Raw genomic sequence first — 14,949 nt, 5'->3', positions numbered from 1 at the left:
GGCGCCCGGGCGCCCGAAGAGCGGTACGGACGTGACCGGTTCATGGGACGGCGGAGTGTGCGGGGCGCGGTGGAACGGTGCGCGCGGCGACGCCGTCACGCCGTCCGCCGGGATTCAGGCCGCGCCCCGGCTGGCGCGGGCCGTCACCGCCGCCACGGCGGCGAGCCCCGCCACCGTCGTGAGCGCCACGGGCAGCGAGACCCAGTCGGCGACGAATCCGATCGCCACCGGCCCGAGCAGCATGCCGCCGTACCCGAGCGTCGAGGCGGCGGCCACGCCCGCCGGCCCGGCCAGCGCGCCGGCCCGTCCGAGCGCGATCGGGAAGACGTTCGCGAGCCCGAGCCCGGTCAGCACGAAACCGGCCAGGACCAGCCAGACCGACGGCGCCAGGGCGCCCAGCAGCATGCCGACGGCCGCCGTCGCCCCGCCCAGCTCCAGGCAGCGGTCCTGCCCGAGGCGCCGCAGCATCGCCGAGCCGGTCATCCGGCCCACCGTCATCGCGCCGGCGAACACCGAGTACGCCGCGGCGGCGACGGCCGGGCCCGAGCCGAGGGACTCCTTCAGGTGCAGCGCGCTCCAGTCCGCGAGCGCGCCCTCCCCGTACGCGGAGCACAGGGCGATGAACCCCAGCAGCAGCACCACGCGGCGGGCGCCGCGCCCCGCCCGGGCCGTGCCGGGCGCGCCGTCGGCGGGCGTGGTGTCCCCGCGTGCGGCGGACTCCGCGCGGTCCGGTGCGGGCAGTGCGGGGCGCAGCAGCGCCCACCCGGCTCCCGCGGCGGCCACCACGCCGACGACCGCCAGTGCCCCCAGGTGCCGGGCCGCGCTCCAGTGCCCGGCGACGAGCCCGCCGAGCCCGGCGCCCAGCATGCCGCCGAGGGAGAAGGCCGCGTGGAAGCTCGGCATCACCGGCTGCCGCAGCGCGGCCACGAGGTCCACGGCGACGCTGTTGGCCGCCACGTTCACCGCGCCGAAGCCCACACCGAGGACGAGGAGGACCGCTCCCAGGGACATCGCCCCGTGGGTGTGCGGGGGCAGCGCGACGGCCACCGCCAGCAGGACGAGACCGGCCACCGTGACCGGCCGGCTCCCGAACCGTTCGCACAGCCGGCCGATGAGCACCATGGTCACCACCGCGCCGACCGACACCCCGAGGAGCGCGAGCCCGAGCGCGCTGGGGGAGGCGCCCGTCTGCTCCTTGACGTCCGGGATGCGCACCACCCAGCCGGCGAAGAGGAAGCCGTCGAGCCCGAAGAAGAAGGTCAGCGCCGCTCGCAGCCGGCGCAACGCGGCCGCGTCGGGCCGCTGTTCCCGCTGCCCGCCGGCAGGGCGGGCACCGCGCGCGGTCTTCGTCGACCGCAATTTGTTTATGGGGGGCACAAAGCCACAATAGGCGTGTGACCCACCCTCGCACCAGGCTCGAACGGGGCCGTAACGCCCTCGGTCCCGCACTGGAACTCGTCCACACCGGCCGCGCCCCCACCCGCGCCGTCCTCACCACCGAACTCGGCGTCACCCGCGCCACCGCCGGCGCCGTCGCCGCCGAGCTCCAGACCCTCGGCCTGATCACCGTGGACGCGAGCCCCGGCACGGCGACCGGCGGCCAGGGCCGTCCCTCCCACCGGCTCGCCATCGCCGACGACGGCCCGGTCGCCCTGGCCGTCCAGGTCCACGCGGACGGCCACCGGGCAGCGCTCGTCGGGCTCGGCGGCCGGCTCGTCGCCACGGCACCGCCGACCCACACGGACGATCCGGGAGCCGACCCGGCCGAGATCATCCGCGAGGTCGTCGCCGTCGGGGCGCGCCTGCTGGCCGACAGCGGCCGGGTGTGCGTGGGGGCGGCCCTGGCCGTCCCGTCCGCCGTCGCCGAACCGGAGGGCACCGCCCTCAACCCGCTGCACCTCGCCTGGCCCGTCGGCGCGCCCGTGCGGGAGATCTTCGGACGCTGCCTCGCCGAGGCGGGCATCACCGCTCCCGGCCTGTGCGGCAACGACGTGAACCTCTCCGCCCTCGCCGAGCACCGGCACGGCGCGGGCCGCGGCGCGCGGCACCTCCTGTGCGTCGCCACCGGTCACCGCGGTGTCGGCGGCGCCCTCGTGGTGGACGGCCGCCTGCACACCGGCAGTGCCGGACTCGCCCTGGAGGTCGGGCACCTGACCGTGGACCCGGCCGGCCGGCCGTGCCACTGCGGCGGCCGCGGCTGCCTCGACGTGGAGACCGACCCGCAGGCCCTGCTGGCCGCCGCGGGCCGGGCGCCGGGGCCCGACGGCATCCTGCTGGACCAGGCGGCCGACCTCGTGCGGGGCGGGTTCCCCGCCGACCCGGCGGTCCGTGACGCCACCCGCGCCGTCATCGACCGCCTCGGCCTCGGCCTCGCCGGGCTGGTCAACATCCTGAACCCCGACCGCATCATCCTCGGCGGCCTGCACCGCGTCCTGCTGCAGGCCGACCCGGACCGGCTGCGGGCCGTCGTCGCGGAGCGCAGCCTGTGGGGGAGGGGCGGCAGCGTCCCCGTCCTCGCGGCGACGCTGCGCCACAGCGGCCTGGTCGGCGCGGGCGAACTGGCGTGGCAGGCGGTCCTGGACGACCCACTGGCCGCCCTCACCCGCGCGACGGCCACCCGCTGACCCCGACCGGCCCGCCCCGCCGCCCGGGGCGGGCGCCGTGGTGGCCGGCCGTCAGCCTTCCGCCCGCACCATCTTCTCGATCTCCTCGATGACGAGGGCGGGCCGGTCCTCCGGGACGTCGTGCGAGCTTCCCCGCGCGGTGACGAGGGTCCGGTCCGGCCCCTGCCGCACGAAGGCCGCTGCCGCGTCCCGCCAGCGCCGGGCGTCCTCGGGAGAGCCGTCGAACGGGGTCTTCTCCGACACGATGACGGTGGCCGGGACCGTGTCGGGCCAGGAGGCCCGGTGATAGGCCGCGTGCATCGCGGTGTAGCTCTCCGCGATGGAGATGAGCTGGCTGTTCCGCGGATCGGATGGGTCCTCCCGCGCCGCGTCCACCGCGGGCTGGTTGGCAGCGACGACGCGGGCTGTCTCCTCGTCGGTGTAGAACGGGGGAAGGCTGGCGTCGACGAGCACGGACCCTGCCACCAGTCCGGGGTTCGCCCCCGCGAAGTAGGTCGCGATCTCGCCCGCCTGCGAATGGGACACCAGGATCACGTCGCGCGTCACACCGAGCGCCCGCAGCCCCGTCTCCAGGTCGCTGACGGCACTCGCCACGTCCCACGGTCCGGGGACCGCCTCGCTCCGGCCGAGACCGGCACGGTCGTACGTGACGACCGTGGCTCCGGTGTCCGAGTGGAGCTGCGGGGCGATGTCCTTCCAGTAGGAGGAATCCTCGCCGCCGCCCGCGTCCAGCACGATGGTCGGGCCGCTTCCCTCGGTGACGTGGAACGCGAGGCGGTGGCCGTCGTTCTCGACCATGTGGAGTTCGGGCTCGGCCGCCCCCCGGGCCGATGACGCGGACGCCGAAGGCGAGGGAGCCGGGTGACCGGATCCCTCGTCGCTGCACGCGGTGACGACACCGGCGGAGACCGCCAGCAATGCGATGCCTGCCAGCGCGCGGTGTGCGCGCCGGTCGAACCGGCGAAGACGTGCCATGAGTGTTTCCTGTCCGGTGGTACGGGAGAGACGAACACATGCCATCTTTCGCCGGAAACCGGGCTCCGGAACATCCGGCTGACAGGCCGATGTGTGGTGCTTCCAGTGACACGGGACAGGGTGGGGCTGGCGACACCCACGCCCGGCGGGCCGCCGCCCCGCGGCGACTCATCGGCTTGTCGACAGGTCGTCACCCGTCCTCGGCGGCCGTCGTGCCGGCCGGTACCGGACCGCGCCGCTCCGGCAGCAGCGCGAGGACGGCCCGCCGCGCCGCCTCGTCCGCCGTCTCGTCGTACGGGTCGGGCGTCGCCGGCACCTGCAGCCGGTGCACCGGGCCGGGACCGAGCCGCGCGAACCCGCGCCCCGGTGGCATGCCGCGCGACCGGCCGCCGGGCGGCGGGCCGCCGAGGACCGCCGCCGCCGTGGCCGCGTCCACCGCCCCGAGGAGCACCCGCGCCCGCGCGCACGCGGCGACCGGCGGCCCGAGCCGTTCCAGCGCCTCGGCCTGCTCCGCCACCACGACCGTCACGCGCCCGCCGCGCCCGTACCGCAGCGGGACGTCGAGCAGCGCCAGCGGATCGCCCACCCCCTGGACGCGCGCCAGGTGGCCGATCAGGGCCGGCCGGTCCACCACGAGCCACAGCGGCCGCTCCCCGCGCCCCGCGGCGAGCAGCCGCCGTTCCGTCTCGCGCTGCGCCCACCGCAGTCCCGTGACCGCTCCCGCCGCCGTCGTCTCGACGCCGAGCACACCGGCCCGCCCCGCGAAGCACGCGAACTCCCCGCCGCCGCCCCCGTCCACCAGAAGCACCTCGCCCCCCTGCTCCAGCGCCTGCAGCGCCACCGACCGCAGCAGCGAGGTGGCCCCGGCACCCGGTGCGCCGACGACGAGCAGGTGCGGTTCCGCCGACCGGGGCCCCCAGCGCCACACGACCGGCGCCGCCTGCAACCGCTCCCCGTATTCCGCGCCACCGCGCACCGGCACCGTACGGTCCACCGCCCACGCGTCCGTGAAGCCGAGCACCGTCTCCCCGGGACCCGCGACGAAACGCTGCGCCCCGATCCCCGCCGGCAGGTCGGGCAGCACCACGACCTCCAGTTCGTTGCGCTCCTCCTCCCACCGGAACCGGACCTCGCGGTCGCGGCCCGCCTTGCCCGCGACCACCCGCTCCACCCGCGCGCGGCAGTCCGCGTCACCGTCGGGGAAGAACGCCGGGTACAGCAGCCGGAGCCGCAGCAGCCGTCCGTCGTCGCCGAGGACGTAGGAGCGGAAGCAGCGCGCCCAGGCGCCGCCCGGCGCGTAGAGCGGTTCGGGCGAGGGGTCGGCCGGCAGCGAGAAGTACGGCACCAGCGCCTCGTACAGCAGGCCGAGACGCGCCGCCGCCTCGGCCGCCGCCGCCTGCTCCGCCCGCTCCGCCCGGCGCCCGGCCCAGTACGCCGCCGACAGCAGCAGCCCCGCGCCCGCCGCGGCGCCGTACGGCGCGGCCAGCACGGCCGCCACCGCCACTGCGGCGCCGGCGGCCGGCAGCCACCGCCGCTCCCGCGGTGTGCGCGCCCACCGCGCGCGGCCCGCCCGCGCGAGCTGCCCGAGACCCCGCCCGACGATCGTGAACCCGTGTGCCGCCACCGTCAGAACGAGATCCCGCCCAGCAGGTCGGCCAGGCTCCGGCCCCCCGCGTGGATGCTCGGCGCCACCGCCGTGCTGGACAGGTAGAAGCCGAAGAGCGCGCACACCACCGCGTGCGAGACCTTGAGCCCGTCCTTGCGGAAGAAGAGGACCACGATGACCCCCAGCAGGACCACCCCAGACACGGACAGAATCATGAGCACTCCCGGAGTACGGCGCCGACGTCCTTCACTGTCGGTACTCTAAAGCTCACGCAACGTGACTCGCGGTCGGCCGGGGCATCAGGGTGAACATGTCGGCGCGCCGCCCCCGCCTCCTCAACGGCCCCCGCTTGGGGGCCGATGCGGTGCGGCGGCCGCGCCGGACATCGATAGGCTGGTCCGGGCCGGAGGACGAGCACGAGGGCATGGGCCGAGGGCCGTGTGCGGGCAAGGAGGAACGAGGACGATGGCAGAAAGCAACCAGCCGCTGTCGGCACGGGCCAGGCTGGCTGTGACGGCGGGCCGGGCGGCGGCGGCCGTGTCGCGGGCGGCCGGCCGCGGCAGCGGGTCCGTGATCGGCGGGAAGGTCGCGCTGCGGGTCGACCCCGACCTGCTCTCGCGCCTCGCCGGGCACCTCGACGTGGTCCTCGTCTCCGCGACGAACGGCAAGACCACCACCACCCGCCTGATCGCCGAGGCCCTCCGCGCCGGCGGCGAGGTCGTCTCCAACGCCCTCGGCGCCAACATGCCGGCCGGCATCACCTCCGCCCTCTCCGCCGGCGCCCAGGCGCGCTACGGCGTGATCGAGGTGGACGAGAAGTACCTGGCCGGTGTGGCCCGCGACGTGTCGCCGAAGGTCATCGCCCTGCTGAACCTCTCCCGCGACCAGCTCGACCGCGCCGCCGAGACCCGGATGCTCGCCGAGCACTGGCGTGAGGGCCTCCAGGGCGTGAAGGCCACCATCGTGGCCAACGCGGACGACCCCCTCGTCGTGTGGGCCGCCTCGTCCTCCGGGGACGTCGTGTGGGTCGCCGCGGGCCAGGAGTGGAAGGACGACGCCTGGTCGTGCCCGTCGTGCGGCGGTGTCCTGCAGCGCAACGGCGACGACTGGCGCTGTGCCAGTTGCGGCTTCGGCCGCCCCACTCCCACCTGGGTCCTCTCCGGCGACCACGTCCTGGACCCGCACGGCTCCGCGTGGCCGATCAGGCTCCAGCTCCCGGGCCGCGCGAACAAGGCCAACGCCGCCTCCTCCACGGCCGTCGCCGCCGTCTTCGGCATCCCGCCGCACATCGCGCTGGAGCGCATGCAGTCCGTGGCCGCCGTCGCCGGCCGGTACGACGTCGTGCAGTACGAGGGCCGTGACGTGCGTCTCCTCCTCGCGAAGAACCCGGCCGGCTGGCTGGAGACGTTCTCCCTGATCGACCCGCCGCCCGCCCCCGTCATCCTGTCCGTGAACGCCCGCAGCGCCGACGGCACCGACACCTCGTGGCTGTGGGACGTGGACTACCGCAGGCTGCACGGCCACCCCGTCGCCGTCATCGGGGACCGCCGCCTCGACCTCGCCGTCCGGCTCGACGTGGCCGGTGTCGACTTCCGGGTCTGCGCGAGCGCCCACGAGGCCGTCCACACCCTCCCGCCCGGCCGCATCGAGGCCATCGCCAACTACACGGCGTTCCAGGACCTGCGCCGCGTCGTCGGCAACTGACCCCAGCCCCCGGCAGCCACGAAGCAGCCACGAGACAGAAACGGACCGCGACATGAGCGCTTCGGCACTCCGGCTGGTGTGGGTCTACCCGGACCTGCTCAGCACCTACGGCGACCAGGGCAACGTCCTCGTGATGGAGCGGCGCGCCCACCAGCGCGGCCTGCACGTCGAGCGGGTGGACGTCCGTTCCGACCAGCCCGTGCCGACCTCCGGCGACATCTACCTCATCGGCGGCGGCGAGGACCGCCCGCAGCGCCTGGCCGCCGAGCGGCTGCGGCGCGACGGCGGGCTCCAGCGGGCGGCGGACAACGGCGCCATCATCTTCTCCGTCTGCGCCGGCTACCAGATCCTCGGCCACGAGTTCGTGAACGACCTGGGCGCCCGCGAGCCCGGCCTCGGCCTGCTCGACGTCGTCAGCACGCGGGGCGAGGGCGCCCGCTGCGTCGGGGACGTGCTGGCCGACGTGGACGCGTCCCTCGGTGTCCCGCAGCTCAGCGGCTTCGAGAACCACCAGGGCGTCACCCACCTCGGGCCGGGTGTGCGCCCCCTGGCGCGGGTCAGCGTCGGCCGGGGCAACGGCACGGGCGACGGCACCGAGGGCGCGTGGCGCGACACCGTCTTCGGCACCTACATGCACGGTCCCGTCCTGGCCCGCAACCCCAAGATCGCCGACCTCATGCTGAAGCTGACGCTCGACGTGGGCGCCCTGCCGCCGGTGGACGAGCGCTGGTTCGACGCGCTGCGCGACGAGCGCATCAGGGCGGCGACCCAGAGCGCCGCCTGACGCACGGGGCCGCGGCGCAGCGCGGCCACGCCGCAAGGACCCCCTGGCCGCGTCGCGGCCGGGGGGATTCCCTATTGTTGAGCCCGGTCATCACCGAACGCGCCCGGACGCGATTTCCCCGGGCACGCGGAACACCGCGAGCGGAAGTCAGGGATATGGATCACGACCACGGCCATGGAATGGACCTGCCGCCGCTCACGGTGGCACGGGCACTCGCCCCCGGCGGCGACACGGTCTTCCTCATCGGCTGCGTCGCCTTCCTGGTCCTGTACGGCTGGGGCGTCGTCCGGCTCCAGCGGCGCGGCGACCGGTGGCCGGTGGGCCGCACCGTCGCCTACGCCCTCGGCGTCCTCAGCATCGCCGCGGTGACCTGCACCGGGCTCAACGACTACGGCATGGTGCTGTTCAGCGCGCACATGCTGCAGCACATGGTCATCAGCATGGTGTCGCCCATCCTGATCCTCCTCGGCGCCCCCGTCACACTGCTGCTGCGCTCCCTGCCCGCCGGCGGCCCGACCCGCCGCGTGCTCGTCCGGCTGCTGCACAGCCGCTATGTGCGGCTCATCACCAACCCGATCTTCACGATCACACTTTTCGTGGCGAGCCTCTACGCGCTCTATTTCACACCGATTTTCGATTTCCTGATGGAATCGCGGATCGGGCACCTCGGCATGATGCTGCATTTCGTGGCCGTGGGGCTGGTGTTCTTCTGGCCGATCATGGGCGTCGACCCGGGGCCGCACCGGTCGGGGCACATGATGCGCATGCTGGAACTGTTCGCGACGATGCCGTTCCACGCGTTCTTCGGCATCGCCCTGATGATGGCGAGCGGCCCCATGGTCGACACGTACGCGGACCCGCCCGCGTCCCTCGCGACCGACGCCGTCTCCGACCAGTCGGCGGCCGGCGGCATGGCCTGGGCGTTCAGCGAGATCCCCACCGTCATCGTGCTGATCGCGCTCGTCATCCAGTGGTACGTCTCCGAGCAGCGCACGGCCCGCCGTATCGACCGCACCGCCGAGCGGACCGGCGACCGCGAGCTGGAGGCGTACAACGCGTACCTCGCCTCCCTGCGCACCCGCTGAGCCGGGGCGGCCGGGCGGGGTCGGAAAAAAGTCGGCATGCTCCTCCCGGACGCGGGTAGCCGGTGCATCGCTGCCCCACGAAGCGGCGATACGGAAGGAGAACCACCCGTGTTGATGGCACACCCCACGGTCCTGCGGAATCTCATCGACGAGTACGAAGCCCTGCGGATCCTGCAGGCGGACACGGGTGGCCCGGACGTGCGGCAGCGTATGGAGGACGTCGCCTACACCCTGTGCGTGTCCACGGGAACCAGGCAGGTCGACGACGCGCTCGCCGTCGCCCGCCGCCAGCTGGAGGGAACCCCCGCGGCGGACACCGCCGTGCTCAGCGGCAGCTGAGCCCCCGCTCCGATCCCTCCCCCCACACCGGCCGGCCCGCCACCCCCCCGCGGGCCGGCCGTTCCCGTGCCCCCGTCCGTTCAGCCCCCGGCCGCGATCAGGCGCGCGTCGGCCTCCGGGAGCCAGGCCCCCGGCGGGCTGCGCAGCCACCCGCCGGCGCGCCCGAGCCCGTCCGCCGCGGCGAGCAGCGCGTCGAGCCCCGGGTGCCGCAGTCCGTCGCGCCACACCATCCACACCGCCGCCAGCGGCACCGGATCCGTCAGCGGTCGCAGCACCGTGCCCGGCAGATCGGTGAACTGCTCGCTCGCCAGGACCGACCAGCCCCGTTCCAGGACGACCCGCCGGAACTCCTCGTCGCCCTCGATCCTGGGATACGGGTCCGCGAGCCGGATGCCGCGTCCGGTGAACAGCGCCCGGGCGTAGTCGGTCCACTCGGTCGTCTCCTCGTTCCCGGCCGCCGCGTACAGCGTCTCGCCCGCGAGCCGCGCGAGGGGCACCCGTGCCAGCGGCGCGAGCGGGTGCCCGCCCGGCACGAGCACGGCCGCGCGCTCCAGCCGGACCAGCCGGTGGGCCAGTCCGCGCCGCGCGCCGGGCGGGAGTCCAGCGACCCTGCCGAACGACACGTCGAGCCGCCCCACGGCGATGTCGCGCACGGCGCCCGCGAGGCCGCTGCGGAAGCGGGCCACGAACTCCACCCCGGGGGCCGCCCGCCGTGCCCGCGTCAGCACGAGGTTGCCCGTGGCGGCCGGCGCGCCCACGTCGACGGCCAGCGGCCGGCCGCCCGCGTCCGCGAGCATGGCGGCCAGCTCGTCGTGGGCGGCCAGGACATCCCGTGCGGCCGGCAGCAGCCGTTCCCCGTCCGCGGTGAGCGCGACCTGCCGAGTCGTCCGCACGAAGAGCCGTACGCCCCACTCCCGCTCCAGGCGCCGGATGTCCCGGCTGAGGGCCTGCTGGGCGACGAACAGCCGGGCGGCCGCCCGCGTGAAGTGCAGCTCGCCCGCGACCGCGACGAAGGCGCGCAGCAGCCGGGGATCGGTGTCGCGAAGAGGCACGCCCGCCATTGTGGCCCCCCGGGCCCGGCCCGTCATCCACGCGCCGGGAGTGTGAATCGGCGCCGGACAGGTGTTGGACCCGGCCGGGGCGCGGCCGGGAGGGTGGGACGCATGCCGCTGACCCCGCCCGGCCGCGTGGCCGCGCCGTACCGGGCGCTCCTGCGCACGCCCGGAGCCCTGGCGTTCACCCTGCCCAACCTCATGGCGCGCCTGCCGTCCGGCATGTTCGGCGTCGCCGCCGTCCTCATGATCACCGACCGGCACGATTCCTACGCCCTGGCCGGCGCGGTCCAGGCGACGGGGCTCGCCGCCTCGGTCGTCGTCGGTCCGCTGATCGCCCGTCTCGTGGACCGGCGCGGGCAGTCCGCCGTCCTCGTGCCGGCGGCCTTCCTGTGCGCGACGGGCCACCTGGCGCTGCTGCTGGCCGTCCTTCTCGACGCCCCGGTGTGGATGTACTTCTGCTGCGCCGTCGCCACGTCGGCGCAGCCCAACACCGGCGGCATGTCCAGGGCACGCTGGGCGCACCTCTACCCGGACGACTCCCCGGACCACACATCCGCCCGTCACACCGCGAACTCCCTCGAACAGGCCATGGACGAGCTCTGCTACATGTCCGGTCCTGTGCTCGCCGCCTTTCTGTGCACCGCCCTGTTCCCCGAGGCCGGCACCGCCACGGCAGCCGTCCTGCTCCTGGCCGGCAGCCTCCTGTTCGCGGCCCAGCGCGGCACCGAGCCGCCGCCCGCGCCACGCAGCGGAGCAGGACGCGCGCCCCTGCGGACGCCGGGCATGCCGTCGCTGCTCGCCGTCTTCGTGTGCACGGGCGCCGTGTTCGGCGCGCTGGAGGTCGTCACCATCGCCTTCGCCGACGAACGGGGACAGCGCGCGCTCGCCGGGGCCGTGCTCGCCGCCCAGGCCGCGGGCTCCGCCGTCGCGGGCCTCGCCTTCGGCCTGCTCAGGGCGGCCGGCACGCCGCACGGCCGGCTCGCCCGCTGCTCGGCGGCCATGGCCGTCCTCATGTGCCTGCCCCTCCTGGCCGCGCGGACCGGGTCGCTCCCGGCCCTCGCGCCGGCGCTGCTGCTCGCCGGCATGGCCACCGCGCCGACGATGATCACCGGCATGACCCTGGTGCAGACGGCCGTGCCGGCGGGACGTCTCAACGAGGGCATGACGCTGGCCGTGACCGCCCTGCTCGGGGGCATCGCCCTCGGCTCCGCGACGGGCGGCTGGGCCGCCGAGCACCTCGGCGCGCCCGCCCTCGGCTACCTCCTGCCGCTGACCGCCGCGTCGACGGCCGCACTCCTGGCCCTGATCGGCAGCCTGCGCGCCGGGCGGCGCCCGTCGCCCGGACCCGCGGTCCCCGCCGCCGCGTGACCCGGCGCCACAGCCGGCGGAGGGGCGCTCAGCTCCCGTCCTCGTGCAGCCACGCGCGCACGGCCGCGGCCTCGGGGGAGCCGATCCGGTCGAGGATCGAGAGCGCAGCCCGCCACAGCACCCGCGCCTCGTCCGACGCGTCGCGCTCGGCGAGCAGACCGAGACTGCTCAGCGTCCTCGCCTCCCACAGCCGGTCGCCGTTGGCGCGGAAGGCGGGCAGGCACGCCAGAAGGCAGTCCGTGGCCGCGTCGTGCTCGTCCCTCACCCGGTGCACCTCGCCGAGGCTGTGCAGGCTCCTCATCTGCCAGCGCCGGTCACCCAGCCTCTCGAACGCGGGCACGACCGGCAGCAGACAGGTGAGCGCCTCGTCGAGGCGGCCCAGCTCGCGCAGGGCGTCCCCCATGCAGCGCAGCGTGTAGTTCTCCCAGATCCGGTCGCCGAGTCCGCGGAAGCTGCCGAGGCCGGTCTCGAAGAGCCCGACGGCCGAATCCGGCTGTCCGCTGTCGAGATCGACGCGCCCGAGGGCGACCCGGGAGATCGCCGCCCACCGGGCGTCGCCCAGCTCCTCGAACACGGCGATCGCCGACGCGCAGTGGGCGCGTGCCTCGTCGAACCGGCCCTGGTCGCGGCGCACGTCGCCGAGGTCGACCAGCGTCCTCGCGCGCCAGCGGCGGTCGCCGAGGTCCTCGAAGATCCGCAGGCAGCGGTCGGACGCGCGGGCGGCCTCGTCGAACCTGGCCTGGTACCAGTACACGCGGGCCAGATCCACGAGAGCGGCCGCCTCGCCCCGCTGGTCGCCCGTCTCCCGGAAGATGCCGAGGCACTGCTCGGCGGCGCTGATCGCCTCGTCCCACCGGGACTGGTAGCGGCGGAGCCTGATGACGCCCCAGAGCGTGTACCCGGCTCCGACACGGCTGCCGACCCGCTGCGCCGCGGACAGGGCGAGCGCCTGCGTGTTCTCCCAGTCGTCCCAGTGGGTGTGGAGGTCGAAGAACGTCGCCAGTTCCGTGGACAGTTCCCACGCGTGGTCGGGCAGCGTCCCGTGCGCCTGCTCGACGGTGCTGACCAGGCTGAGCCGTTCGGCGCCGAACCACGCCGTGGGGCTGCGCGCTGCGTCCACGGCCGCCCGCGCCGCGGCCGGGACGGCCGGCGCGAGACCGCGCCAGGCGGACTGCAGCCCGGCGGGTTCCAGCTCGTCCACGGCGCGCCGGGCCGCGAGCAGATACGCCTCCACGACCCGCAGCAGCGCCTCCGCCCTCGCGGCGTCCGTCTCCGACGCCCTGAGCTCCTCGCGCGCGTAGGCGCGGATCAGGTCGTGGAAGCGGTAGCGCGTCTGGCCCGCCGCGTCCGTGCCGGCGTCCTGCAGCAGCTCCGCGTCGACGAGCCGCTCCATCTCCGCGCCGGCCGTCACGAGATCGGTGTCGAGCAGCGCGGCCGCGATCCACGCGGGGAAGTCGGGTGCGGTCAGCGTCCCCAGCATCCTGAACAGGCGCCGGGTCGGCGGGGCGAGTTCGTCGACGGAGATGCGGATGCTCGCCCGCACGCCGAGATCGCCGATCTCCAGCTCGCGCAGCCGGGAGTCCTCGTCCGCCAGCCGGTCGGCCAGCGTGGCGGTGCGCCAGTGCGGCCGGCCGGCCAGCCGTGCCCCGGCGATGCGGACGGCCAGCGGCAGGCAGCCGCACAGCCGGACGAGACGGAGCGCCGCCTCGGGATCCTCGGCCACCCGGTCGGCGCCGGCGACCCTGGCCAGCAGATCGACGGCCTCCTCGGCCGGCAGGACGTCCAGGGACAGGGGCCGCACGCCTTCGAGACCCGCCATGCGCGCGCGGCTCGTGACGATGACGGCGCACCCGGGGCTCCCCGGCAGCAGAGGGCGGACCTGGGTCTCGTCGGCGGCGTTGTCGAGGACGACGAGGACGCGCCGGCCGGCCAGCCTCTCCCGGAAGAGCCGGCTGCGCGCGTCGAGGGACGCGGGGATCGCGGCGCCCTGGACGCCCAGGGCACGGAGGAACTCGGCGAGCGCGTCGGACGGATCGAGCCGCTGTGCCTCGGCACCGCGCAGGTTCACGTACAACTGCCCGTCGGGGAAGTCCGCGAGCAGGTCGTGCGCCACCCGGACGGCCAGGGTCGTCTTGCCGACGCCGCCCATGCCGGCCACGGCACTGATCAGCACGGCGCGCCGGGCTTCCCCCTCCGCGCCGAGCACGGCCTCCCGCACGGCGGCCAGCGCCGCCTCCCGGCCGGTGAAGTCGGCCACGGCGGGCGGTAGCTGGAAGAGCGCCGTCGACGATGCCAGTGCCTTCGACGGGTCGTCCTCGAAGCCGTGGTCGCGCATGGGTGGTCCTTCCGCTGAACGATCTTCCGGGAGGTGCCCGCCGCCGCCCGGGTCGTGGCGTGCCGCGAGCGCCAGGAGCACGCGGTCGAGTTCCGCCGCGGTGACGGGTGGGACGGCCGTGGGCGGGGCGCCGGGTGCCCGCCGGAGGCCGGGGAGCCCGGCCGCAAGGGCGCCGATCCCGGCTCCCCCGAGCGCCAGCAGCCCCGCGGACAGCGGATGCGGGGACGGATCGAGGGCCAGGTAGCCGCCCGTCGTGAGCGCCGCGGCGACGGTCCCGGACCCGGCGGCGCGGACGGCGCGCCGGCGCTCGTCCCGCGCGCTCCCGCCGTCGCGGAGCGCGATCCCCTCGGCGGGTGCGGCGTCCTGGTCCCCGTCCCTGCGGGCGAACACCTCGGGCACCAGCCGGGCGAGCATGGCGACGGGCATCAGGTACGCCGTCCCGTCCGCCCGTTCCGCGGCGACCACCATGCCGGCGACGGCTCCCGAAGCGGCGTCCCAGACGGGCGCGCCGCTGAACCCGTAGGTGATGCGCGGCCCCTGGCCGACCTCCATCTGAACCCACCCGACGGCCTGGGTCCCCAGCAGCCGCCCGGACGCCCACACCCCGAAGTCGCGGTTGCCGGGGAAACCGAGCGCGCGGAAGGCGCGGTCCCAGAGCGAGGCCGCGTGCAGGAGCGGCACGTGACGCGCGCCCTCGGGCGCGGTCCCGGTGAGGCGCAGCAGCGCCAGGTCACCGCCGCCGTCCGGCTGTTCGGGCAGCCAGGTGACGACCTCCGCCTCCCTGGCCGGCCGCGTGGACCCCGGGGCGCCCGGCAGGAGGGGGAAGTCCACGGTCACCCGCGCGTCCGGCGCGGTCGCCGCGTCTGCGTCGTGCCCGACGGCCGCCGACACGACGTGCGCGCAGGTGCACAGGAGGTCGGGGCGTACGAGGAACCCGGCGCCGACCACCTGGTCCTGCCGCCCCCGTATGCGGACCACGGCCGCCTCCCTCGCGGCCGTCTCCGTCGAACTCCCCGTGAGAGCCACTGGTTCACTGTCCCCCGTTGCTGCGGCCCGGACGGGGCGGTGGCCCGC

Annotated in this window: 12 protein-coding genes; 6 read left to right on the top strand and 6 right to left on the bottom strand. The window is 75.6% G+C overall.

The features are described from left to right. Positions 1-114: 114 nt before the first annotated feature. Positions 115-1,284: an MFS transporter gene (locus EMA09_RS00600; protein WP_240796605.1), complete on the bottom strand. Its 1,170-nt coding sequence runs from the start codon at positions 1,282-1,284 to the stop codon at positions 115-117. 110 nt (positions 1,285-1,394) lie between these two features. On the opposite strand from EMA09_RS00600, the gene EMA09_RS00595 reads away from it, so the two are divergent. Next, the gene (locus tag EMA09_RS00595) at positions 1,395-2,624 is read left to right on the top strand and encodes an ROK family protein (RefSeq protein WP_129837821.1); all 1,230 of its coding nucleotides are present in this window, start codon (positions 1,395-1,397) and stop codon (positions 2,622-2,624) included. 51 nt (positions 2,625-2,675) lie between these two features. Here the strand turns inward: EMA09_RS00595 and EMA09_RS00590 are convergent, their stop codons facing one another. The 3 genes from EMA09_RS00590 to EMA09_RS00580 form a co-directional block, all read right to left on the bottom strand. Next, entirely contained in the window at positions 2,676-3,599 is a 924-nt protein-coding gene (locus EMA09_RS00590; protein WP_129837819.1) for an alpha/beta hydrolase, read from the bottom strand. A gap of 190 nt (positions 3,600-3,789) precedes the next feature. Then, positions 3,790-5,223: an ATP-binding protein gene (locus tag EMA09_RS00585; RefSeq protein WP_129837817.1), complete on the bottom strand. Its 1,434-nt coding sequence runs from the start codon at positions 5,221-5,223 to the stop codon at positions 3,790-3,792. A 2-nt stretch (positions 5,224-5,225) separates the two neighbouring features. Beyond that, positions 5,226-5,420 carry a hypothetical protein gene (locus tag EMA09_RS00580; protein ID WP_129837815.1) on the bottom strand — a complete coding sequence of 65 codons (195 nt, stop codon included), beginning with the start codon at positions 5,418-5,420 and terminating at the stop codon, positions 5,226-5,228. 250 nt (positions 5,421-5,670) lie between these two features. Between EMA09_RS00580 and EMA09_RS00575 the strand changes: the two genes are divergently transcribed. The 4 genes from EMA09_RS00575 to EMA09_RS00560 all read left to right on the top strand — a co-directional run bounded on the left by EMA09_RS00575 (position 5,671) and on the right by EMA09_RS00560 (position 9,117). After that, positions 5,671-6,909 (top strand): MurT ligase domain-containing protein, encoded by a 1,239-nt coding sequence (locus EMA09_RS00575; protein ID WP_129837813.1) that lies wholly within the window; start codon positions 5,671-5,673, stop codon positions 6,907-6,909. A gap of 52 nt (positions 6,910-6,961) precedes the next feature. Further along, on the top strand, positions 6,962-7,693 hold the full coding sequence (locus EMA09_RS00570) for a glutamine amidotransferase (protein WP_129837811.1): 732 nt from the start codon (positions 6,962-6,964) through the stop codon (positions 7,691-7,693). A 155-nt stretch (positions 7,694-7,848) separates the two neighbouring features. Then, on the top strand, positions 7,849-8,778 hold the full coding sequence (locus EMA09_RS00565; protein ID WP_129837809.1) for a cytochrome c oxidase assembly protein: 930 nt from the start codon (positions 7,849-7,851) through the stop codon (positions 8,776-8,778). 108 nt (positions 8,779-8,886) lie between these two features. Continuing rightward, positions 8,887-9,117 carry a DUF5133 domain-containing protein gene (locus tag EMA09_RS00560; RefSeq protein WP_129837807.1) on the top strand — a complete coding sequence of 77 codons (231 nt, stop codon included), beginning with the start codon at positions 8,887-8,889 and terminating at the stop codon, positions 9,115-9,117. Positions 9,118-9,197: 80 nt separating this feature from the next. On the opposite strand, the gene EMA09_RS00555 is transcribed toward EMA09_RS00560, so the two are convergent. Further along, on the bottom strand, positions 9,198-10,178 hold the full coding sequence (locus tag EMA09_RS00555; protein WP_129837805.1) for a LysR family transcriptional regulator: 981 nt from the start codon (positions 10,176-10,178) through the stop codon (positions 9,198-9,200). A 102-nt stretch (positions 10,179-10,280) separates the two neighbouring features. Here EMA09_RS00555 and EMA09_RS00550 point away from each other — a divergent pair, with 102 nt between their 5' ends. Beyond that, positions 10,281-11,540, top strand: a complete 1,260-nt coding sequence (locus EMA09_RS00550; protein ID WP_240796157.1) for an MFS transporter — start codon at positions 10,281-10,283, stop codon at positions 11,538-11,540. Between the two features lie 28 nt (positions 11,541-11,568). Here EMA09_RS00550 and EMA09_RS00545 read toward each other — a convergent pair whose 3' ends face one another. Then, entirely contained in the window at positions 11,569-14,901 is a 3,333-nt protein-coding gene (locus EMA09_RS00545; protein ID WP_168220610.1) for a tetratricopeptide repeat protein, read from the bottom strand. Positions 14,902-14,949 lie beyond the last annotated feature (48 nt).

The organism is Streptomyces sp. RFCAC02, from assembly GCF_004193175.1.
In the GTDB taxonomy this organism is placed as follows: Bacteria; Actinomycetota; Actinomycetes; order Streptomycetales; family Streptomycetaceae; genus Streptomyces.
This window is presented reverse-complemented; position numbering and strand designations above follow the sequence as displayed.